This window comes from Pedobacter ginsengisoli (assembly GCF_002736205.1).
GTDB classification, from domain to species: domain Bacteria; phylum Bacteroidota; class Bacteroidia; order Sphingobacteriales; family Sphingobacteriaceae; genus Pedobacter; species Pedobacter ginsengisoli_A.
In genome coordinates, this window is the sequence record NZ_CP024091.1 from 5,176,986 (window position 1) to 5,197,877 (window position 20,892).

General features: G+C 37.2%; 19 protein-coding genes and 1 tRNA gene. 6 read left to right on the forward strand and 14 right to left on the reverse strand.

Going from position 1 to position 20,892, the window contains the following annotated elements; genetic code table 11:
* The first annotated feature begins 214 nt into the window (after positions 1-214).
* A complete protein-coding gene (locus CPT03_RS21920; protein ID WP_099440817.1) occupies positions 215-607 on the forward strand; it encodes a hypothetical protein in 393 nt (130 codons plus the stop codon).
* Between the two features lie 140 nt (positions 608-747).
* Here CPT03_RS21920 and CPT03_RS21925 read toward each other — a convergent pair whose 3' ends face one another.
* The 5 genes from CPT03_RS21925 to CPT03_RS21945 form a co-directional block, all read right to left on the reverse strand.
* Positions 748-2,736, reverse strand: a complete 1,989-nt coding sequence (locus tag CPT03_RS21925; protein WP_099440818.1) for a hypothetical protein — start codon at positions 2,734-2,736, stop codon at positions 748-750.
* 205 nt (positions 2,737-2,941) lie between these two features.
* Positions 2,942-3,451, reverse strand: coding sequence for a hypothetical protein (locus CPT03_RS21930; protein WP_099440819.1), 510 nt, complete (start codon positions 3,449-3,451; stop codon positions 2,942-2,944).
* Between the two features lie 126 nt (positions 3,452-3,577).
* On the reverse strand, positions 3,578-4,480 hold the full coding sequence (locus tag CPT03_RS21935) for a hypothetical protein (protein ID WP_099440820.1): 903 nt from the start codon (positions 4,478-4,480) through the stop codon (positions 3,578-3,580).
* 313 nt (positions 4,481-4,793) lie between these two features.
* A tRNA-Phe gene (locus tag CPT03_RS21940) sits at positions 4,794-4,866 on the reverse strand.
* Between the two features lie 124 nt (positions 4,867-4,990).
* Positions 4,991-5,893, reverse strand: a complete 903-nt coding sequence (locus CPT03_RS21945) for an AraC family transcriptional regulator (protein WP_099440821.1) — start codon at positions 5,891-5,893, stop codon at positions 4,991-4,993.
* Between the two features lie 326 nt (positions 5,894-6,219).
* Here CPT03_RS21945 and CPT03_RS21950 point away from each other — a divergent pair, with 326 nt between their 5' ends.
* From CPT03_RS21950 to CPT03_RS21960, 3 genes are all read left to right on the forward strand, one after another.
* Complete coding sequence (locus CPT03_RS21950; protein WP_099440822.1) at positions 6,220-8,547, forward strand: glycosyl hydrolase family 95 catalytic domain-containing protein; 2,328 nt, start codon at positions 6,220-6,222, stop codon at positions 8,545-8,547.
* 311 nt (positions 8,548-8,858) lie between these two features.
* Entirely contained in the window at positions 8,859-9,224 is a 366-nt protein-coding gene (locus CPT03_RS21955; protein WP_099440823.1) for a hypothetical protein, read from the forward strand.
* Positions 9,225-9,325: 101 nt separating this feature from the next.
* Complete coding sequence (locus tag CPT03_RS21960; RefSeq protein ID WP_099440824.1) at positions 9,326-9,856, forward strand: ferritin; 531 nt, start codon at positions 9,326-9,328, stop codon at positions 9,854-9,856.
* A 228-nt stretch (positions 9,857-10,084) separates the two neighbouring features.
* Here CPT03_RS21960 and CPT03_RS21965 read toward each other — a convergent pair whose 3' ends face one another.
* Complete coding sequence (locus tag CPT03_RS21965; RefSeq protein WP_099440825.1) at positions 10,085-10,675, reverse strand: thymidine kinase; 591 nt, start codon at positions 10,673-10,675, stop codon at positions 10,085-10,087.
* A 98-nt stretch (positions 10,676-10,773) separates the two neighbouring features.
* On the opposite strand from CPT03_RS21965, the gene CPT03_RS21970 reads away from it, so the two are divergent.
* Entirely contained in the window at positions 10,774-11,778 is a 1,005-nt protein-coding gene (locus CPT03_RS21970; protein ID WP_157766511.1) for a hypothetical protein, read from the forward strand.
* 3 nt (positions 11,779-11,781) lie between these two features.
* Here the strand turns inward: CPT03_RS21970 and rodA are convergent, their stop codons facing one another.
* The 8 genes from rodA to CPT03_RS22010 form a co-directional block, all read right to left on the reverse strand.
* Positions 11,782-13,056: a rod shape-determining protein RodA gene (gene rodA / locus CPT03_RS21975; protein WP_099440827.1), complete on the reverse strand. Its 1,275-nt coding sequence runs from the start codon at positions 13,054-13,056 to the stop codon at positions 11,782-11,784.
* On the reverse strand, positions 13,049-14,995 hold the full coding sequence (gene mrdA / locus CPT03_RS21980) for a penicillin-binding protein 2 (protein WP_099440828.1): 1,947 nt from the start codon (positions 14,993-14,995) through the stop codon (positions 13,049-13,051). The genes rodA and mrdA overlap by 8 nt, the downstream gene beginning before the upstream one ends.
* On the reverse strand, positions 14,995-15,417 hold the full coding sequence (locus tag CPT03_RS21985) for a rod shape-determining protein MreD (RefSeq protein ID WP_317044320.1): 423 nt from the start codon (positions 15,415-15,417) through the stop codon (positions 14,995-14,997). Before CPT03_RS21985 ends, mrdA begins: the two co-directional genes overlap by 1 nt.
* 82 nt (positions 15,418-15,499) lie before the next feature.
* Complete coding sequence (gene mreC / locus CPT03_RS21990; protein WP_099440830.1) at positions 15,500-16,339, reverse strand: rod shape-determining protein MreC; 840 nt, start codon at positions 16,337-16,339, stop codon at positions 15,500-15,502.
* A gap of 43 nt (positions 16,340-16,382) precedes the next feature.
* A complete protein-coding gene (locus tag CPT03_RS21995) occupies positions 16,383-17,405 on the reverse strand; it encodes a rod shape-determining protein (protein WP_084291510.1) in 1,023 nt (340 codons plus the stop codon).
* A gap of 89 nt (positions 17,406-17,494) precedes the next feature.
* Positions 17,495-19,021 (reverse strand): bifunctional phosphoribosylaminoimidazolecarboxamide formyltransferase/IMP cyclohydrolase, encoded by a 1,527-nt coding sequence (gene purH, locus CPT03_RS22000; RefSeq protein WP_099440831.1) that lies wholly within the window; start codon positions 19,019-19,021, stop codon positions 17,495-17,497.
* A gap of 124 nt (positions 19,022-19,145) precedes the next feature.
* Entirely contained in the window at positions 19,146-19,571 is a 426-nt protein-coding gene (locus CPT03_RS22005) for a c-type cytochrome (protein WP_099440832.1), read from the reverse strand.
* A 14-nt stretch (positions 19,572-19,585) separates the two neighbouring features.
* Positions 19,586-20,164 (reverse strand): phosphoribosylglycinamide formyltransferase, encoded by a 579-nt coding sequence (locus CPT03_RS22010; protein ID WP_099440833.1) that lies wholly within the window; start codon positions 20,162-20,164, stop codon positions 19,586-19,588.
* Between the two features lie 427 nt (positions 20,165-20,591).
* Between CPT03_RS22010 and rpsT the strand changes: the two genes are divergently transcribed.
* Positions 20,592-20,846, forward strand: coding sequence for a 30S ribosomal protein S20 (rpsT, locus tag CPT03_RS22020; protein ID WP_099440835.1), 255 nt, complete (start codon positions 20,592-20,594; stop codon positions 20,844-20,846).
* Positions 20,847-20,892: the final 46 nt, after the last annotated feature.

A 20,892-nucleotide genomic window follows, 5' to 3' on the forward strand; every position in this document is an offset into this window, starting at 1 on the left:
AGCTTTTTTCTTTAGGCAGTATGTTTAGGAGAGGAAGAGATAGCGTTGTCACCTTTTAAAAGAATAGGAAAAATGGGTAGATCAGCATAACCTCACCGAGCGTTATACATATAGAATTGATTCCCAAGAATGTCGGGTGGAGGGGTGGGTATTGAAGATCAGCTTGTTAAAAATATATTATTATAAGTACTGGCATATGTTTACCTTTAGCTTAATGCTCCAACACTACAAATACCCACTTAAGATCTGGTTGACCAGTATATTAATTAGCCCAATGCTATATTTGTTGATCATCCACATAGGTGGATACAAAGACAACTATTCCTTAGTTACCCCATTGGCGTTTTATGCTTTGGCAGTAATTATTGCCTCAACCTATTCAATTCCAAACTTTATATTGTTGTGGGTGGCTTATTACTTTATCAGTTCAAGAACATGGCCTACAGCTTTTAAAAAAGTTGTGCTACTCCTTGTGAGCGTTCTTTTAACAATCATACTATTTAGTTGGAACTTCAAGCATCTGGAAAGCATTAGCCGTGAGGATTACATCACTGCCATTTCCTATATGATAACTGTTGCTTTTGGCTGTTTGGTTTATAAGGTATAACGTATTGAGCATTTAAAACAAAATAAGCATATACAGGTGACTCAATCAAAAAAGACCTGCTGTATAACAAGTCTCTCGCCATTCCCACAAAATCATGTGTTTTTTACATTTCTCCCTTACAGAGGCACTATATGCAGTTTTTAGGTATTCTGTGGGGAGACCGACTCATCGGAACTATATAAAGGCTCATCTAAGTTGAACAGCTTTTCAGCAATACTATAGGTACGTGGCTCTTTTCCAGTCTCCCGAGCATCCTTTATCTTGAACCAACCTTCCCGTTCAAAGTCAGCGAGGTGTGCCTTTTGAATGGCATCAGGATTGCCTACATTTAATAATCTCACCACACCGTAACAATGCTGTAGGCGATCAGTTAAATTCTTAGCCGAGAGCTTTTCGTCTCCAACCTCAAACTCTTTGTCAAGCAGGTATAACAGTTTAGCTTTTGCAGATATGTTATGTAATACAGTTAACTCTGTTCTAATAGCTTTCTCATTGTAATCCAATGCATCAATTCCGTCTATTGATAATGTGTGATACGCCTCAAATGCTAAGGGTGACTCCTTCTGAATCTCTTTAAGTCTCTTTGCTGCGACTCCCATCATATACCCAGCTCTGTTTGTCTCCAGATCGTGTATTAGGTTTATTAACTGTCTAAAGCGATTCTTCTTTGCTGTTTTTTTTAGCCCAGGGATACTCCTGTGTTCCGTAACCGACACCCCATACTTACCTCGTTCCCAAGCATCAATAATAAACTGTAAATCGTTAAACTCTTCATTGCAGACTAGCTCATTGATTACTTGGTCTAGCTTGTTCTGACTGAAGGTAGCTATGTTGGTACCCTCATCAATCTCTGTAATGGCTTTGATCGGTTCCTGAGCGCTTATTAGTGGCTTTACTTTACTACAATTGCATTTCTCTACATACTGATTGTAGGGTATGACAAGCGTCTTGTGCAAATCGTACTCCTGCTTAAATTCTTCTCTTGACTTCATTTTTTTTCTGCTCCTGTGGTTGGTAATGTGTGCAATCATATATGGCTTATCACCTTCTTCACCATTATCCCGTATACGCCCAACCGCTTGCACACCTTTATTTGATATGCCTACCCTAGTGTGCGGTTTTGTGGTGTCAGTCACTAAAATAATTGTAGCGTTCTTGGCCATTAAGTCAAAACACTCAAAGTACCTTGTCGTGAAGAAGTTGATCTTTGCATACTCACCTGTCTTAGGTTCTTTGTGAAATACTTCAAGTTGTTCTGGTAACTTTTCATAGTTATCCCCTTTGGCAGCACAATATATATGACAATCTTTTATACCATTGCGTTTAATGGCCTCAGCGATCTCTGTGACAGAGTTGTAAAAGAAAAACAGGTTGCCCGGTAGATTAGGTGCGTTCGCAATATGAGCATCAACGCATGAGCTTATTTCATAAGGCTTACATTCAATAATATTCACTTTACCGACATGTGGTTCATGAAACTCAATCCTGTAGGTCTGTAAAGCAAGAAAGTTAGGATCATTAATCTCACATGGAGTTGCTGTAATGAAGCTCTTGTTTTTAAAATCCCATATCCATTTAAAGGGAGCCAATACGTTTGGTCTCCATGCTTCAGTTACTGCGGTGTGTACTTCATCATAAAGCACAAAGTAATCACTGTGTAGCTTATTCAAGCCGATGCTATCCTCTGCTGCTTCAATGATCTTCCAAAAGCTATCCGGTGTTACGAATAGCTTTCGATATCCCATATCTTTCATAAGCTCTGGCACTATGTCCTTTGGTTTCATCTTTCCATGGATAGCAAAGATTTCAGGATTGTCATTTGCTTTGCCTATGATACCACCTAGTGTACATACTATAAAGATACTATGTCTTTTAGCTTCAATTTCAAGCGTTGTGCCACCAATGCCACACCGTCCTTTGTCAATGTTGGCGTTTGAAGGTAGAACATCAAATGCCTTACCTAATCGATCAGCTACATGAAGTCTGGTAACAATAGTCTTAATAGCATCGTGAGCGCCGTCTAAGTAGCAGTAATTATAGTTGGGTTCAGTAGGTATGGTTTTGCTCTCGATAACGCTTTGAAGTATCGTTGATAATGCTGCTTTGGTCTCTAAGTGTTTGGCATTCATTTTATCTTTTGCCGGAGGGGTTTGATTCCGTTGATGCAAAAGTGTTGATGCAGAGATGCGTGGGAGGCAATGCTAGGAAAGGGGTTTAACTAAGTTTTATAGCCCTGAAATACAAATAGTTACACTAGACCTTTGTAAGCAAAAAAAGGAAGCTAACCACATAGGCGCTTCCTCTTAAAGTAACCACTAGAATATTTATGTGTGCTTAATAATCCTGACTGTCATCGACTCCGTAATCAATTTCATCGCCATCCAAGTCTAAACCTTCAGTAGATGCTAACACACTGTCAATAATATTATGTTCGCCTGATTGAAGTAAGTTGTTTAAGCCATCAATAGTAGCTCTCATAATAGGCTGTATTTCCCAATCAACAATGAATTTACGGATGCCATCATTCCTTATTTGGGCACTTCTAACATGAATGATTCTATTCGTTAAGTCTTCAGACGGTAATTGTGAAGAACTTGGAGATTGGTTTCTATTGAAGGACTCAAGCTGTATTTTGGTCTCAAAGTCAGTGTCAAACTCATCATCGATATTTAGTTTCCAGTATACGACTACCCCCTTTATAAGGCGGCCTGAAATTGGTACTCTACATTTGCGTATTACTTTGTAATAACCTGCTCGTGGAGCATATTGGTTCATCCCTCTTGGCTCAAGTTCTAAATAAGCTTGCTCAGTTGATTTGTTGTTTCTGTAAATTTCAGGTCTCATGACTCTTGTTTTTTAATCACCCGCTTCATTGCTGATGATGATACAAAAGTCAGCAGATAGGGAGTAGGCAGAGGCAATGATACCGAAGCTAGATCAAAAACTTATATAGCCATGAGGATCAGTTACTTACTTAATGTGATTTCTAATCATGGTATGAATGTAATCCTTAGGCTCAGATTCGATATCGTCTCTATCCAAGTATCCAAGCAGTTCTAGTACATCAAAGAAGAAGTTAACCTGTGCATCGGTAAGTAATACATCGGATGGGGTAGTCAGGTTTGTATGTTTTATAAGGTAGACTTGGATATATAAGCAGAACTCAACCAGTAATCTTTTCACTCGTACCGTTGGCTTTCGTGGGCTTAACTGTGCGGTAGCTTTAAGTCTGTCCAAGGATATTGGATTGCCAGAAGCAAAATTATCACCAAAGAGGTCGTAAAACAACTTCTCACCAAAGACATCTAATGGGAAATCCCTTGCCTCGATAGCTTTGTATATCAGTTCGCACATCCATTTTGCTATTGCAGTATCTTTAATTGCTACGCTTCCTGTTAAGGGCTTTGCAACGAGTTGAAAATGTTGGTTCGGCTTTGATTCCTTATAGGCCAACAAAAACTTTGCGACCTCTCGGGAAGTGAGATCGTCATTATAGTTCTGCCAGTAGGCATCATAACGCACCCTTATTTGTTCGTTTTTCTGTAATATCAAATATAGCAATTCCTCATAATGGTCAGCTATACCATACGTCTCAACAACTGTTTTTAGTCCTTCAGAGACAGTCAAATAACGTGCTTCTCTCATGTATTCCAAGTTAACAGGGACGCCTCCTGCCTCCTGTACCTTAGTTATATCAGCATCAGTAATGTTAGGAGAGTAATCCTTAAGTTTATTGAAATCTGGATTGAGCGTGGTTTCGTACATAGCTATCTGTTTAAACGGAGTAGTACTTGCCCACTCCGTTGTAAAGATATTTAACTGTAACAGATTATCAAGTGTTAGGAGAGGTATTGCTATAGAAAGCAGTTGCACCAATTAAAGTAATGATAACAGTGGTATGGGCCGGAGGATAAGGTATCACTAGAATAAAAGTGTTGCTTGTAACTCGTTCCTGTATGATTTAAACGGTAAAAATGATATTTGTCCAGTCTGTCATATGTCGATAGATGCGCCAACTAATGCGCCAAATCTTTGTTAAAATGTTAGATTTTTCGTATCTTGAAGCAAATAACAAATTGTTTAACCAATTGGCGTAAGGCCATCGCGTTGTTTGAAAGAGTGCCTTAGACGGCTTACAGAACCCGTAAAACAAGAAAAGCTCCAGATTTCTCTGAAGCTTTTTAAGTGGTATGGGCCGGGATCGAACCGGCGACACATGGATTTTCAGTCCATTGCTCTACCGACTGAGCTACCGTACCTACTTCCCGTTTGGGATTGCAAATGTAGTGTCTTTTTTTGGATGACAAAATCTTTTTATAAAATAATTTCATTTAATTGTATTACTGCCTGATTATCTGTGTATTTATTTTTTGATATTATTTGTTATCCAAGTTTTTTTCTTCGATTGGCTCGATATTGATTAGGAGATATGCGCATGTTTTTTTTAAATAACCTTGAAAAATGAAATGGATCATCGTAACCTAGCGAGGTCGCAATCTCTTTTACTTTGGTTTCCGAATTGTATAGCTGTACGCACGCTCTTTGCAATTTCAAGTGGATCAGATAATCCATCGGAGACATTCCTGTTGATTTTTTAAACATTTTTGAGAAATGTGAAGTAGATAAATTGTTTTTACAGGCAAGATCCTCAACCGTAAGTTTTTCAGCTAAATTGTTCTTCATGTAAGCTACAGTTTCTTTTATCATGTTCTTTTCATCCTGAACCTTAACATTACTATGCTTGTCGGGGTATAAGAAAGTAGCCAGGAGATGATACATGCACAAATTTGTATTTGTCAGATTTTCTTTACTATAACCAAGCTCTAAATTTTGGTACATGGATTCCCAAATCTGGAGGCCCTTTTCATTTAATAAAATTTGTTGTGCGCCATCATACAGATTAATATTAAACCCTTTATTAAAAGAATCTATATCCTTGCCGCTAAAATGTACCCAATGGATTGTCCATGGATCATTTATGTCTGCCCCGTAGCTCATAGCTACTTTTGTTGCCGGCACGATTATAAATTCATTAGGCCCAACCTCCAGGCGTGTGTTGTTTATGATGAACCATCCTTTACCCCGGGTACAATAGATTAATATATTATCTGCGCAACCTTTAGGTCTTTCTCTATAATGATAGGCCGCCTTAGGAAAATAACCGATGTAGGTAACATACAACTGAGTCATAACAGGATTGTCCTTAATTGCACTTTTCCATGCAGATTCAGGAATCGCTATATATTTCTCGCCTTCAAATCCATCCTGTATTTTTTTCTCATTCATACGTTATCGGTTTAACAATTATAAGAATTATTCTGCTTATTCAGATTAGTTGTTTAATCGAATTGGACATTCTGATTTTAAGAACTGGGTTTTATTAATTCATACCTAAATAATAAAAGCATTACAAATAAGTGAATAGTTCATGATCTTAAATGTTTTTGCCATTTTTTTATTTATGCATGTCAATTATTTTTGTTTAACGTGGTCGCTTTTTTTAATAGGCTACAGGATAGTTTAATCCATTCTTTTTTAAAGTTTGTACATTTTAAAAGAAATTGAGGTCGACTATTTTTAGCTTCACATAATAACCAAGTATAATAACCGGAATGACTAGAAAACTATTTTTTTTATTGCCCCTTGTTGCTTTAAAGCTCAATGCACAGCAAAGACCATCAAAGTTATGGTATGATAAGCCTGCGCAAGTATGGGAAGAGACCTTGCCACTTGGTAACGGAAGATTAGGTATGACACCTGATGGAGGCATACTGAAAGAGAAGATTGTATTAAATGACATTACACTTTGGTCTGGCAGCCCTCAGGATGCTAATAATTACGAAGCTTATAAAAGTTTGCCAAAGATCAGAGAGTTAATTCTTCAAGGAAAAAATGACGAGGCTCAGGATCTTGTAAACAAGGATTTTGTTTGTAAAGGCCAAGGCTCAGCAGGCGCCCAATGGGGTAAATATCAAATTCTGGGAAACCTTGAAATAGATTTTACCTACGGAGATATAAAACCGGCTGAAATAATACCAGAGGCGTATCACAGAGAACTGTCCCTGGATAAGGCCATAGCAAATTGTAGCTATAAAATAAATGGGGTAACCTATAGAAGGGAGTATTTTACAAGCTTTGGCGGAGATGTAGATGTAATTAAAATAACGGCCGATAAGCCCGGAAAGTTAAATTGCAAAATATCTATTAACCGTTCGGAAAGATCAGATGTAAGAACTGAGGGCACTGAACTGCAAATGTACGGACAGCTTGATAATGGTACTGATGGCAAGGGAATGCAATATCAGACCAGGGTGCGAACTGTGTTAAAGGGAGGCAAAGTTCTTGCAGAGAATGATGCGCTTGCTGTTAAAGATGCTACAGAACTAATCATTTATGTCTCAGCGGCAACAGATTTTAAAGGGTTTAAATTCAAAGAAAAAACTGCGCAATTATTGTTGGCAGCACTCAAAACTCCTTATGAATTGCAAAGAAATAAACATATAGCAAATTATACCAAACTATTTAAAAGAGTAAGCATCGATTTAGGAGAGGGTAAATCGGCCAGTCTTCCTACTAACAAAAGATTAGAGCTTTTTTATAAGAACTTTGCAGATGATAAATCTTTGCCAGCCTTATTTTTTCAATTTGGCAGGTATTTAAGTATAAGTAGCACCAGGGTAGGTTTACTTCCTCCAAATCTTCAGGGTTTATGGGCAAACCAAATCAATACACCATGGAATGGTGATTACCATTTAGACGTAAATGTGCAGATGAACCATTGGCCTGTTGAAGTATCAAATCTTTCTGAATTGAATTTGCCGCTGGCCGATTTGGTAAAAGGGCTGGTAAAACCTGGAGAAAGAACTGCCAAAGCCTATTACAATGCCGAAGGGTGGATTGCCCACGTTATTACCAATGTATGGGGCTTTACGGAACCTGGAGAAAGTGCGTCGTGGGGGGCAACAAATGCTGGTTCCGGCTGGTTGTGTAACAACTTGTGGGATCACTATGCCTTTAGCCAGGATATTAATTATTTAAAAAGTATTTACCCGGTTTTAAAAGGCTCAGCTAAATTTTATAAAAGTGTATTGATAAAAGACCCCAAAACCGGCTGGTCTGTTACTTCTCCATCGGTATCGCCAGAAAATACTTTCTATCTGCCAAATGGTAAAACAGCAAGCATATCTATGGGGCCAACTATAGATAATCAGATTGTAAGAGAATTGTTTACCAATGTGATTACTGCTTCAAAGCTTTTAAATGTTGATGCAGAGTTTAGAAATGAGTTGCAGGAAAAGCTAAAATCGGTTCCTCCGGCAGGAGTAATAAGTAAGGATGGACGGATTCAGGAATGGATAGAAGATTATAAAGAAACGGAATTACAGCACCGTCATATATCGCATCTGTATGGCCTGTATCCGGCATCCTTAATCACACCAATTACAACGCCAGAGCTTGCAGAAGCTGCAAAGAAAACCCTTGAGGTGAGAGGCGACGATGGACCTAGCTGGACTATAGCATATAAACTATTGTTTTGGGCCAGGTTACATGATGGGAATCGTGCTTTTAAATTGTTCAAAGAAATCCTAAAACCAACTTTACGCACCGATATGAATTATGGGGCAGGGGGCGGTGTTTACCCCAATATGCTTTCAGCAGGGCCTCCTTTTCAAATTGATGGGAACTTTGGTGCTACAGCAGGAATTGCTGAGATGCTAATACAAAGCCATGATGGATTTATTGATCTTTTACCTGCCATACCTGATTCCTGGAAAGCTTACGGTTCAATTAAAGGATTAAGGGCGAGAGGGAATTTTACAGTAGATATGACCTGGAAAGATGGGAGGATTACCAGCTATCGCATTAGTTCTACTAATCCAAGAAGAGTAAAAGTTAAAGTAAATGGAAAAGTAAGCGATATAATGGCTTCAAGGTTGTAATAGGTTTAATAACGTCCGTGGTTATGTCAAAATCGCTTAATATTTAGACAATAATGTAAATCTTTTTATAAGCAAATCGTCTTTTCTTTGAATTAACCGAGACACAAGCAAAACCTAATAGGAAATCATCGTAAGCAGGCCTGTATAAAGGCTGCTTATGATAGTTTCATTTCTTTAAGCAACCATTAGTGAAAGCCTTGAGTTTTGTTGCAACCTAAATCATTTGGTGTTTTTTTAAAATAAAATGCTAAACGATTTGGATTAATTCTAAATAATAGCAACCTTTGTATTATCAAGAGTTTAATGTGAACATGCAGGATTTAGTTGTACTACCTTCAATAAATTTTACAGAAGTATTTAATACTAACAAAGGCGCAATTTATCAATCAGATAGTGAGAACTGCTGGTATATAGATTTTGCCGGTAAACTTGCCCGATTTGATTATCGCAATTTACTTAAACTTAGAAAAGCAGTTTACCAGATTGATATAGAGAACCTGCTTTTAAATAGTACTAAAGCACCGGACCTTGAAATCATTTTTATCTGTGCCTGCGATCATTGTTACGTACTATCCATTTTAGAGATTATTGCCTTAAAAGAACTATTGCAAGGTACATTTGTAATGTTAGAGTTAAATCATATCATATTCGATCGTTTGCATCGTATAGTAGCCTGATTAACTTAGAATTAGAATCTTTCCATATTACTCTAATATTATCTATTCTTAATTTATTGCATTATTTTTGATGTTACAATATCATTTAAAAGATAGTAATTATGAAAGATATCATTCGCGCAAAGTGCTTACTCTCATCAGATGTAGAGACACTTATTAACCAGCAAATAAAAAAAGAAGCCCACTCATCAGCTATTTATCTTTCAATGGCCTCATGGTGTAACCGTAACGGATACGACTTTTCGTCTGATTACTTTTTCAAGCAAGCAGAAGAAGAAAGAGCGCATCAGCTTAAATTTTATAAGTATGTTTTAGATATGGGAGGTACAGCAATTTCTCCTGAAATCACAAATATCAAAATTGAATATAACTCTTTCCGTGAGGTTTTTGAAGAAGCTTTAGATCAGGAAATTAATGTAACCCAATCTATTAAAAGCATTGCAGCTCGTTGCCATAAAGAGCAGGATTATGTAACCCTAGAGTTTTTAAACTGGTTCTTTAGAGAGCAAAGAGAAGAGGAATACAAAGCTCGTCGTGCGCTTGAACTGTTTGATGTAATTGGAGAAGAAGGAACCGGAAGATGGCAGATTGACAAACACGTTGGCCAGATTAAATACGAAAGCGAGGCTTAATCTAATTTAGCCAGTTTACCCTGGTATTTAAAGGTACATGCTGGTAAAACAGTATGTGCCTTTTTTTGTTAATGGTTGTATAGGTTATGTCAAAGAAAAATAAAAAGAACAAGCATTCTAAGCAGGAGAAAAAGGATAAAAAGAAAAAGAACTGCTGTGAGAAATATCTTAGAGGGAAACGATGTAAAAATTGCCCTCTTGCCTAGTTTTTGGCCTAAATTAACCTTTTTAGTTTAATATCACATTATCAGCCATATGGTAGCAACGTCTGCAACGAGGCTCATAACTATCCTTCTCTCCAAGTAATATTTTTGATTCGCTGGCTACTTTACGGAAAGAATACATAGCCGGACTTCCGCATCTAACACATACTGCATTTACTTTTGTTACCAGTTCGGCTATAGCCATTAATGCCGGAATAGGGCCAAAGGGCTTGCCCAGAAAGTCCATGTCTAAGCCGGCAACAATAACCCTTATTCCCTTCTGAGCTAGTTTGTTGCAAACATCAGGAAGGTCTTCATCAAAAAATTGAGCTTCATCAATGCCAACGACTTGTGTATCGGCATTTAAAAGTAGGATTGACGATGATGTCTCAACAGGTGTTGATTGAATCGAATTTAAATCATGAGATACCACTGCATTTTCATCATATCTGGTGTCTGTTTTAGGTTTAAAGATTTCAACATTCAGCTTTGCTATCTGTGCCCTTCTTAATCTCCTTAGTAATTCCTCGGTTTTACCTGAAAACATAGAGCCGCAAATTACCTCTATGCTACCGCAAAATTCTCCTCTTCTGTAATTTTGTTCGCTGAATAACATCGTATTGTAGTACTTATAGCCTGCTAATATCAGAATTTTGTAGTACTTTTGAATGGCAAGTTACCAACATAAAAAGTTAATTCTTCCGTTATTAAACTATGATGAACCAAGGTGATATTTTCAAAAAGATAGGACAAATACTAAACGAACTTCAAGATCAGTATGAGTTTTTAGCTCATAATCCTGAACAACTTAATGAATTAGAACTGGAATTGTTTTTGGCAAATGCTAATTTTCTGTCAGATCATGTTCAAATTGTAAAAAAGGTTAATAGTAACAGGCCCATAAAAGAACTACCTGAACATACATTAGATACTGTTAAAGAAATACCTGAGCCTCTGATTCAGCAAGAGCCAGAGCCTGTTCTGAAAGTAGAAGAAATAGAGTTTAAAAGTCCTTCATTTGAATTTATTTTGAATGATAGTGAGCCTACAGATAAGTTTGAATTTGAAGAAAAATCTGTTGATAGTATTTTTGATAGGCCATTAAGTAAAGAAGAAGAACGCATTATTGCCGAAAAGCAAAGGCAGCAAATGGAAAGCAAGTCTAACGAAATCGAAGAAGCTACAATTGAAGAAGCAACAATCGAAGAGGAACCTGAACCAATTGAGGAGCCGGTTGTTTATAAAGAAGAACCTGTGGCTATAGTACAGAAAGAAGTAGAACTTCCAAAACCCGCTTCAATACCTGTACCTGAACCAGTTGTTTTTAAAGCCCCTGAGCCTGTTAATGTTTTTGTGAGCCCACAAGTACCAGAGCCAGCACAACAAGAGCCTGTAAGTAATTTAAAGCCAACCTTAAACGATATTCTGGCAGGTAAGAGCAATAGCAACTCTGTTAATTTGAATTTAGAGAGCAATAAGCCTGCAATAACTGACCTTAAAAAGGGGATAACCCTTAATGAAAAGCTATTATATATCAAGGATTTGTTTAATGGTTATAACCTGGCTTATTCCGAAGCGATAGACCTGATTAATAAAATGCCGGATTTTAAAACAGCAGATACCTTCCTTAAAGTTAATTATGCAGAGAAGAATAATTGGGCTTCAAAACAGACAACTGTAGATAAATTTTATGAATTGCTAAATCAGCGGTTTTCGTAGGCTTTAGATAAAGCCCATTCTATTTGAGTCGAGCTTAAGGAATATAAACAGCAATATTGTAAAACTCCAAAGTGATGACCCCCCGTAACTGATAAAAGGGAGAGGTATACCAATTACAGGCACAATGCCTATTGCCATCCCAATATTAATAAATACGTGGAAGAATAGTATGCTGGCAACACAATATCCGTAAACTCTGGAGAATGTAGATCGCTGTCGTTCGGCAAGGTTAATTAAGCGAAGCAACAGGAATAAGAATAATCCGATAACTACTGAACAGCCAACAAATCCCCATTCTTCTCCTATTGTTGAGAAAATAAAATCGGTACTTTGTGCAGGAACATAACCATATTTTGTTTGGGTACCCTGTAAAAAACCACGACCGGTAAGCTGGCCTGAACCAATGGCTATTTTAGATTGTATTACATTATAGCCAACACCTTTGGGATCCATTTTTAATCCCAAAATTAACTCTATCCGCGTACGTTGATGCTGTTTTAAAACTTTCTCGTAAGCTAGTTTTACTACAAATAAATAAGCAATTGCAACTATTGTTACTATAATGGCCGAAAACATGACCTTTTGCTTTCGCTTGTTTTGATAAACAAAGATGCCGCCAATAACCAGAATAGTAGGTATTAGAATCTGCATAGGCACAAGGAAGTCGGCCACAAATAATACGATCATTCCTAGAAAGATCAACAGAAAGTAACCTGATAATCCTTCTCTGTACATTGGAAACATGAACGCTAAAAATACAAGGGCCGATCCGGCATCTGGCTGAAGCATGATAAGCACTAACGGAATTCCCATAATTAAACCTGCAAATGCTATTGATTTCAGATCTCTGAATTTAGGGCTAAAACTACTAATGTACCTTGCGAGTAGTAAAGCGGTACCAAATTTTGCGAATTCAGAAGGTTGGAGCCTAAAACCCCCTCCTAGAGATATCCAGGCCTGGTTACCACCAACATTCCTGCCCACCAGCAAAACAATAATAAGCAGTAATACCGTAACGCCATAAACAATAGGCGAGAAGACACTGAAGAATTTAGCATCGAGCAATAATATTGAAAAACCAAGAACCAGACCTGCAATAATGTAAATCAGCTGCTTGCCATAATTACTTGTAAAATTAAATACTGAAGAATCGGCGGTATTATGTGAAGGTACCGAAGCATAAATATTTACATAGCCAACCGTACACAAAGCAATATAGATTAGGATAGTAATCCAATCTACATTAAAGAAGAATCTATTGCTTTGCTGATTAATCATGTTTTTTATCTGTTATTTTCTTAGGCTCAATAGCTGGAATGATTTTTTTGAGAGAGTCTGCTTTTTTGGCTGAATCAATAACCGCTGCTTTAGGTTTTACTTTCGACTTTGGTGGTGCCGGAAGAATTACCTGATTTTTCATCCATTCCACTCTTTCCCTCCTGTAAGGGGGGATACTATCTTTAAGGTATTTCTCTGTAATAAAACTTGCAATTGGTGCAGCGTATGTACCTCCATAACCAGCATTTTCAACAATAACCGCAATGGCAATTTTTGGATTATCCCGCGGAGCAAAGCCAATAAATACAGAGTGGTTTTTTCCTCGTGGATTTTGTACCGTACCTGTTTTTCCGCACATAATAATTCCATCAATTTTCGAAGCTACAGCAGTACCCCATGGCGAATTTACAGCTTCCTGCATTCCATCAATTACAGGTACAAAATGTGCTGCATCTACACCCACATAGTTTTTCCTAACATATTCTTTTCTAATCAAATGGTCTTTTCCTATTGATTTAACCAAGTGAGGTTTTATGTAATAACCTTTGTTGGCAATTGCCGCCATAATATTTGCCATTTGTAAAGGTGTGGCATCCATCTCGCCCTGCCCAATAGCTAATGAAATTACAGTTGAATAGCCCCAATATTTGCCATATTTTTTTGTGTAATAAGAAGCATCGTAAAGTCGGCCTCTACGTTCTCCCGGCAAATCAATGCCAAGCGTATCTCCAAGGCCCCACAATTTTACTTTCTTTTGCCAATACTCGTATGCTGCTATTTTTTGTTTTTTAAACTTTTTTTGGGTTAGTAATTTCTCAAACACATAACATGCATAAGTATTACATGATCTGGCAAGACCTCTTCTTAAAGCGATATTCCCGTCCACGTGCTCACATTTAGTAGTATGATTGCCAACACGAAAGTAACCAGGACAATTAAATGTGGTGTTTTCGTCTATAACTCCCTCCTGTAGGCCAATTAAAGCATCCAGAGGCTTAAAAGAAGATCCTGGTGAGTAATAACCCTGTATTGGGCGAATGTTAAACACACGGTTAGGATTTTTTAGTAAATCCATATAATTATTACCCTGCTGGCGGCCAACCATTAAGTTAGGGTCATAACCGGGGCTACTAACAAAGGCCAGAATTTCTCCTGTGGCAGGTTCAATTGCAACTATACTCCCAACTTTGTTTTTGAGCAGTTCTTCACCTAATTTCTGTATCCTAATATCAAGGGATGATACCAATTGCTCTCCCGATACTGCCATGGTATCAAATTTTCCTTCAGCATAACTGCCTTTGGGTACATTATGAACGTCGTAAAGCATATTTACAACACCTCTTTCACCCCTTAGGGCAGTCTCGTAAGATTTTTCTACACCGGTTTTTCCAATATAGTCACCCATTCTGTAATAACCTTCAGATCTTTCAATATCCGTTGGGCTTACTTCTTTTATATACCCTAAAAAGTGACCAGCTATGCTATCCGGATATTGTCTTATAGTTCTGCTTTGTACAAAAAAACCAGGGAATCGATATAGTTTTTCGGATAGAGACTGATAAATACTAACGGGAAGTTGTTTTTCAAATATGCTTGGCTGGAATCTGGACAGGTTTAAAGCTTTTTTAAAGTTTTTTCGGAATTTGACGGTGTCAATACCAATAATTTCACAAAGAGCCAGAGTGTCAAATTCTTTTACGTCATTCGGTATAACCATTAAATCGTACACTGGTTCATTCTGCACTAAAATCTTTTCATTCCTGTCTAAAATTACCCCCCGGGCAGGAAAAGTGTATAGCTTACGCAGCACATTACTCTCTGCCGAAAGAAAGTACTTGTCGCTAAATACCTGTATATAAAAAAGAGTACCTAAAAGTATTAGTGAAACAACAATGAATAATCCTTGTACAATGTATTTCCGGTTAAACAGATTATCCATCAGCGTACCTTTCTGTTATAAAATATAAACTCAATTAAGGTCACAAGAAATAATGTGAAAATTCCACTTAGCAGGCACTTAAGTAACGTGTAAGAAAACTCTGTTAACCTAAATGTTTCTAAAAAGAACAACACAATGTGATGCGCAAAAGTACATAGAAAGGCATACAGAAGAAACCATTTAATGCCCATGTTTCCCAGAGTAGGCTCCGGTTCGTCAAAACCATCCCTGCTTACCGTTACTGAAATGAATAGGATCCTTACAAAAACCAGGGTTACGCATGCTGCGGTATGTACACCCAACGTATCATAAAACGCATCTAGAGTTAAGCCGGTAATAAAAGCAATTAAATAAAGTAATAGATTAGGAATTCCAAAAGGGAGCAATAGCAAAAACAATATGTAAACAAAGGGAGTTGCCATATTGTAAAAACTTAAATTCCTTAGTAAAAGAATTTGAAATAAAAGTAGTATAAACCACCTGACTATGTTTGTTAATACTAATTTACTGCTCATTAGGTAATTTCGCTTCTAATTCTGTTTGTTCCTTTGCCAGTTTATTTTTAATGACGTAAACATACTGTAAGGTACTAAAATCATTAAACAGATTAATTTCAATAGTCTTAAAGTTATCTCCTGTTGAAATACCAGTGTTACTAATGGTGCCTACCGGAATGCCAGAAGGGAAAAATGAAAACCCAGATGTAACTACTGTATCCCTTAAATTCACCTTAAAATGATTAGGAATGTCTTTAATAAATGCTTTTCTGTAATCGGAGTTCCTATCTCCCCAAACCAGTGATCCAACTGCGTTGGTTTTTTTTAAGCTTACGCTAATATGAGTATCCTTATGTAGCAAGGACCGCACCGTTGCCAAATGCTCAGAAACATCCTGTACAAAGCCAACCACACCTCTTCCAGGCGAAATAACGGGCATGTTAGTTTCCATGCCATCGGCCTTACCTCGGTTAATGGTAATGAAATTATTTCGGTTTGTAATAGAGTTTTTAATAACCCTGGCCGATAGATAGGTGTATTGAGGTACTCCGGAAGTATCTCTAACTACAATATCTTTAGCCGTATCTATACTCTTAAGGGCAAGTATCTCCGTCTTCAGTTTAGCATTCTCTACTGCCAGGCTATCATTTACAGAACCCAGATTAATGTATTTTTTTAATACATTAAGGTTGTTATAAACATCACCAACAACTTTATTTGTTGAGTTAATGGTTACGCTACGTTGGTAGGAGTTGTTTCTTACAGTAAGCACAACTCCAATAGTAAAGAATATGATGAAGAAGAAAAATGCGTTATATCTGCTTATAAAAATCCAAAGGTTACGCATATTCTAAATATAAGAGGGAAGCCCTTAGTTTATCTTCATTTAATTATTGCATTAAAAATTTGAAACCGCCGATGTTTTTTAAGGCGATACCTGTACCACGTACAACTGCACGAAGTGGATCCTCTGCAACATGCACCGGTAATTTCGTTTTGGCAGCAACACGTTTATCCAGGCCACGAAGCAATGCCCCACCACCGGTTAAATAGATACCTGTTTGATAAATATCAGCCGAAAGTTCTGGTGGCGTAATCTCTAAAGCCTTAAGGATAGCTTCTTCAATTTTTGAAATTGATTTATCTAAACAGTGTGCAATTTCAGTATAAGAAACAGTGATTTGTTTTGGAACACCAGTCATCAAATCTCTTCCTTGTACAGCAAAATCAGAAGGTGGATCCTGCAATTCAGGTAATGCCGCACCAACTTCAATTTTAATTTTTTCAGCAGTACGGTCACCAATCATAATATTATGCTGGCGACGGATGTAGTTAACAATGTCAGAGTCAAAGTTGTCTCCCGCGACACGGATAGACTGGTCACATACAATACCAGATAAAGCAATAACCGCAATTTCTGTAGTACCACCACCTATATCAATGATCATGTTACCCATTGGTTCTTCCACATCGATACCAATACCTACTGCAGCAGCCATTGGCTCATGAATCAGGTAAACCTCTTTAGCACCTGCAATTTCTGCAGAGTCTCTTACGGCACGTTTTTCAACCTCGGTAATACCAGAAGGGATACAGATTACCATCCTTAACGAAGGGAACATCCAGCCTTTACCGCCATTTAACATGCGGATCATACCTTTGATCATGGCCTCCGCAGCATTGAAATCAGCAATAACACCATCTTTAAGTGGTCGTACTGTTCTTATGTTATCGTGGGTTTTACCCTCCATTTGCATGGCCTGCCTGCCAATTGCTATAATTTTATTTGTTTGTCTGTCAAAAGCAACAATTGAAGGTTCATCAACTACTACTTTGTCATTATGTATAATCAAGGTGTTTGCAGTACCCAAATCGATAGCAACCTCTTGTGTAAACCAATTAAATAGACCCATTTATAGGTGATAATTTAAGTATTAAAAATTCTGTGTACTTATAGTAATGTAAAACTACGTCTTTTTATTGTATTGAGAGACAAATAAAGTTAGTGTTTGAAATGTCTGACACCGGTAGTAACCATTGCAATGCCTTTTTCATTAGCCATATTTACAGAATCAGCGTCTTTTATAGACCCGCCTGGTTGCAAAACAGCAGTGATACCAGCTTCGGCAGCAATTTCTACGCAATCAGGGAATGGAAAGAAAGCATCTGAAGCCATAACAGAGCCTTTAAGGTCAAAATTGAAAGCTTCAGCCTTAACAATTGCCTGTTTTAATGCGTCAACTCTTGAAGTCTGACCAACACCGCTTGACAATAACTGATCGTTCTTAACAAATACTATGGTATTTGATTTAGTATGCTTAACAATTTTATTTGCAAAATGCAGATCAATTAACTCCTGGGTAGTAGGTGCCTTTTCGGTTACAGTAGTCATTTGATCCGGACCTTCAATAACAAGGTCTTTATCTTGCTCAATAACTCCGTTTAACAATGTTTTAAATTGTTTTTTGCTCAATTCAATATCGTTTCTTTGTAAAATTACCCTGTTCTTTTTAGCACGGAAAAGCTCAACAGCTTCGGCCTGATAAGAAGGGGCGATTAATACTTCAAAAAACAACTTATTAATTTCTGTTGCTGTAGCCAGGTCAATTTCTCTGTTGGCAATTAATACACCACCAAATGCCGAAACCGGGTCACAAGCTAAAGCTACATTCCAGGCATCTAAAAGATTCGTTCTTGATGCTACACCACAAGCATTTGTATGTTTTAAAATAGCAAATGTAGGTTCTTCAAATTCGTCAATTAATGCAACAGCTGCGTCAACATCAACAAGATTGTTGTAAGAAAGCTCTTTGCCATTTAATTTGGTAAACATAGCATCCAGATCGCCATAAAATACCCCTTGCTGATGTGGATTTTCGCCATATCTTAAGATTTGAGCTTTACTAATGCTTTGTTTAAATACGCTAAGCGGCTCTTCGGTATTGAAATAATTGAAGATAGCAGTATCGTAGTTAGATGAAGTATGGAATGCTTTTTTGGCGTATGCTTTACGTTGAGCTAATGTAGTTTCTCCGTTCTGGTTTTCCAGTTGTTCCTGTAAAGTTGAATAATCATCTTTAGAAGCAAGAATTACTACATCATTAAAGTTTTTAGCAGCAGCTCTGATCAGAGAGATACCACCGATGTCTATTTTCTCAATAATTTCTTCTTCAGTACCACCAGCTTTTAGTGTTTCTTCGAAAGGATATAAATCTACAATAACAAGATCTATTTCAGGAATCTCATACTGAGAGATTTGTTCCTGATCAGAACTTAGAGCTCTGCGGTTTAAAATACCACCAAAAACTTTAGGGTGTAAGGTTTTAACACGTCCACCTAAAATTGAAGGGTAACCAGTAAGGTCTTCAACTGCGGTAACGGGTAAATTTAAATCCTTAATAAATTGTTCTGTACCTCCGGTAGAAAACAATTGAACACCTTGTTTTGCCAATAGGCGAACTAAAGGCTCTAAACCATCTTTGTAATAAACTGAAATTAAAGCGTTTTTGATCTTTATAGATTGACTCATTAGAGAAAAATTTTGAGCCGCAAAAGTACCTATTTTTCTTTTAATGTCAAATGGTTATTTATTGTAGCATATACTGCTATAACCTTTTTGTTCAGCAATTAATAATTGGCATGTTCCGTCGTATTTATTTTAAAGACAGAATGTAGCTAACCATTAGCTTAGCCTCCTCAATTGGTACCTTGGGGTGATCGATCATTGTTGCACTTCCCCAAGCTCCTTTTCCACCGCTAATCACCTTTTGAGCAAGCATATCGATATAAACACGCTGTACGGGGTATCTTTTGGCTATATCTTTAAAAGCAGGCCCTACTGATCTTTTTTCTTCTTTATGACAGGTATAGCAATCCGAATAGGCAATAAGGACTTCGCCTTTTTGAGCTATCGCAACAGGAATGGTGTCGTTTTTTCCTGGTATTTCGTGGATATAGTCAGTTTTTGGCTGTATTGTTTTAACTTCAGAGTTGTTGCAGGCTACCAGGTAAGTGACTATTAACAGTAAGCCACAGTTGTACAAAAAATGCAACTTTTTTAGCCGACCTACCTGAAGCATAAAGTTATTGAAGCTTATTTTTTAATTTTTTTAATAATGCCATCTATAATGCGGGGATAATGCTGATGTTCCAGTTGCTGCCCTTTAAACTTAATCATTTCCAGATTGTCATCTTTATCAATACGGTATCTTGCCTGGTAAATGTATTCGCCTTCATCGTAGTTTTCATCAACATAATGTATTGTTATACCACCCTCAGTTTCTTTGGCTGCCATCACAGCATTATGTACATGATCTCCATACATTCCTTTTCCGCCAAACTTAGGTAAAATAGCAGGGTGTATATTTACAATACGGCCAGGGTACTCATTAATTAAGTTTTTGGGGATCAGCCATAAAAATCCGGCTAATACAATCAAATCTACATCCAGATTTTTTAACAGGTCTATGATATTATCAGTTTGATAAAATTCATGCCTGTCAAAAATATGAGAAGGGATTTCAAAGTTATCCGAGCGCTGTAATACGTAGGCGTCAGGGTTGTTTGTCAGCACCAATGCGATTTCTACTTCAGGGTTGTTTTTAAAATGCTCCATTAATTTTTGAGCGTTAGATCCTGACCCTGAGGCAAATATGGCTATACGTTTTTTCATGGGGCAATGTAAATTGAGGCTATTTATTTGTTTTCAAAGGTAACAATGTTATCATTATGTCCAAAAATAGCATTTTAAGCCTTTAATGGAAGTCTTTATTATAGGTTTTTTGATTTATTAACGGTGCTAAGAGCCACCTGGGCTTGGACTGAATCAGTACAGAATAAGGATTGAGATAGGATTGCTTCGGAAAACAGGTGCCTTTTTCCGAAGAAGTGTGCAGGCGGTGTGCACCCAGTGTGCTCGGAGGTATATGTTTGTCAGGTACTTGTTTAAATCTGCCTATACTCTTATGTTGGAGAAGATTAAAAAAAATATTTATGTTCTGATTTTGTATTTTAAAAACATTAGTTCTATATTTGCAGTCCGAAAAATAAGAAGAAATAAAAAGAGCTGGTCTCAACATAAAATATTTTAATAACAAAAAATGGCAAATCATAAATCTTCAATAAAAAGAATTAGAGCAAACGCAACTAAACGTTTACGTAATAGATATCAAGCAAAAACCACTCGTACGTTTATTAAAAGACTACGTGCTGCTGAAGATAAAAAAACAGGACTAGAATTGCTTCCTAAAGTTGTTTCTATGTTAGATCGTTTAGCCAAAAAGAACGTTATTCACAAAAATAAAGCAGCTAACAACAAATCTAAATTAACTAAGTTTGTTAATGGCTTAAAATAAATATAGCTTTACAATATTGTAAAAGGGATATGCATTGCATATCCCT

Bases quoted from the DNA above. Each gene is read 5' to 3' on its own strand.
- CPT03_RS21920 (WP_099440817.1), top strand. From the start codon at position 215: ATGCTCCAACACTACAAATACCCACTTAAGATCTGGTTGACCAGTATA.
- CPT03_RS21925 (WP_099440818.1), bottom strand. From the start codon at position 2,736: ATGAATGCCAAACACTTAGAGACCAAAGCAGCATTATCAACGATACTT.
- CPT03_RS21930 (WP_099440819.1), bottom strand. From the start codon at position 3,451: ATGAGACCTGAAATTTACAGAAACAACAAATCAACTGAGCAAGCTTAT.
- CPT03_RS21945 (WP_099440821.1), bottom strand. From the start codon at position 5,893: ATGAATGAGAAAAAAATACAGGATGGATTTGAAGGCGAGAAATATATA.
- CPT03_RS21950 (WP_099440822.1), top strand. From the start codon at position 6,220: ATGACTAGAAAACTATTTTTTTTATTGCCCCTTGTTGCTTTAAAGCTC.
- CPT03_RS21955 (WP_099440823.1), top strand. From the start codon at position 8,859: ATGCAGGATTTAGTTGTACTACCTTCAATAAATTTTACAGAAGTATTT.
- CPT03_RS21960 (WP_099440824.1), top strand. From the start codon at position 9,326: ATGAAAGATATCATTCGCGCAAAGTGCTTACTCTCATCAGATGTAGAG.
- CPT03_RS21965 (WP_099440825.1), bottom strand. From the start codon at position 10,675: ATGTTATTCAGCGAACAAAATTACAGAAGAGGAGAATTTTGCGGTAGC.
- CPT03_RS21970 (WP_157766511.1), top strand. From the start codon at position 10,774: ATGATGAACCAAGGTGATATTTTCAAAAAGATAGGACAAATACTAAAC.
- rodA (WP_099440827.1), bottom strand. From the start codon at position 13,056: ATGATTAATCAGCAAAGCAATAGATTCTTCTTTAATGTAGATTGGATT.
- mrdA (WP_099440828.1), bottom strand. From the start codon at position 14,995: ATGGATAATCTGTTTAACCGGAAATACATTGTACAAGGATTATTCATT.
- CPT03_RS21985 (WP_317044320.1), bottom strand. From the start codon at position 15,417: ATGGCAACTCCCTTTGTTTACATATTGTTTTTGCTATTGCTCCCTTTT.
- mreC (WP_099440830.1), bottom strand. From the start codon at position 16,339: ATGCGTAACCTTTGGATTTTTATAAGCAGATATAACGCATTTTTCTTC.
- CPT03_RS21995 (WP_084291510.1), bottom strand. From the start codon at position 17,405: ATGGGTCTATTTAATTGGTTTACACAAGAGGTTGCTATCGATTTGGGT.
- purH (WP_099440831.1), bottom strand. From the start codon at position 19,021: ATGAGTCAATCTATAAAGATCAAAAACGCTTTAATTTCAGTTTATTAC.
- CPT03_RS22005 (WP_099440832.1), bottom strand. From the start codon at position 19,571: ATGCTTCAGGTAGGTCGGCTAAAAAAGTTGCATTTTTTGTACAACTGT.
- CPT03_RS22010 (WP_099440833.1), bottom strand. From the start codon at position 20,164: ATGAAAAAACGTATAGCCATATTTGCCTCAGGGTCAGGATCTAACGCT.
- rpsT (WP_099440835.1), top strand. From the start codon at position 20,592: ATGGCAAATCATAAATCTTCAATAAAAAGAATTAGAGCAAACGCAACT.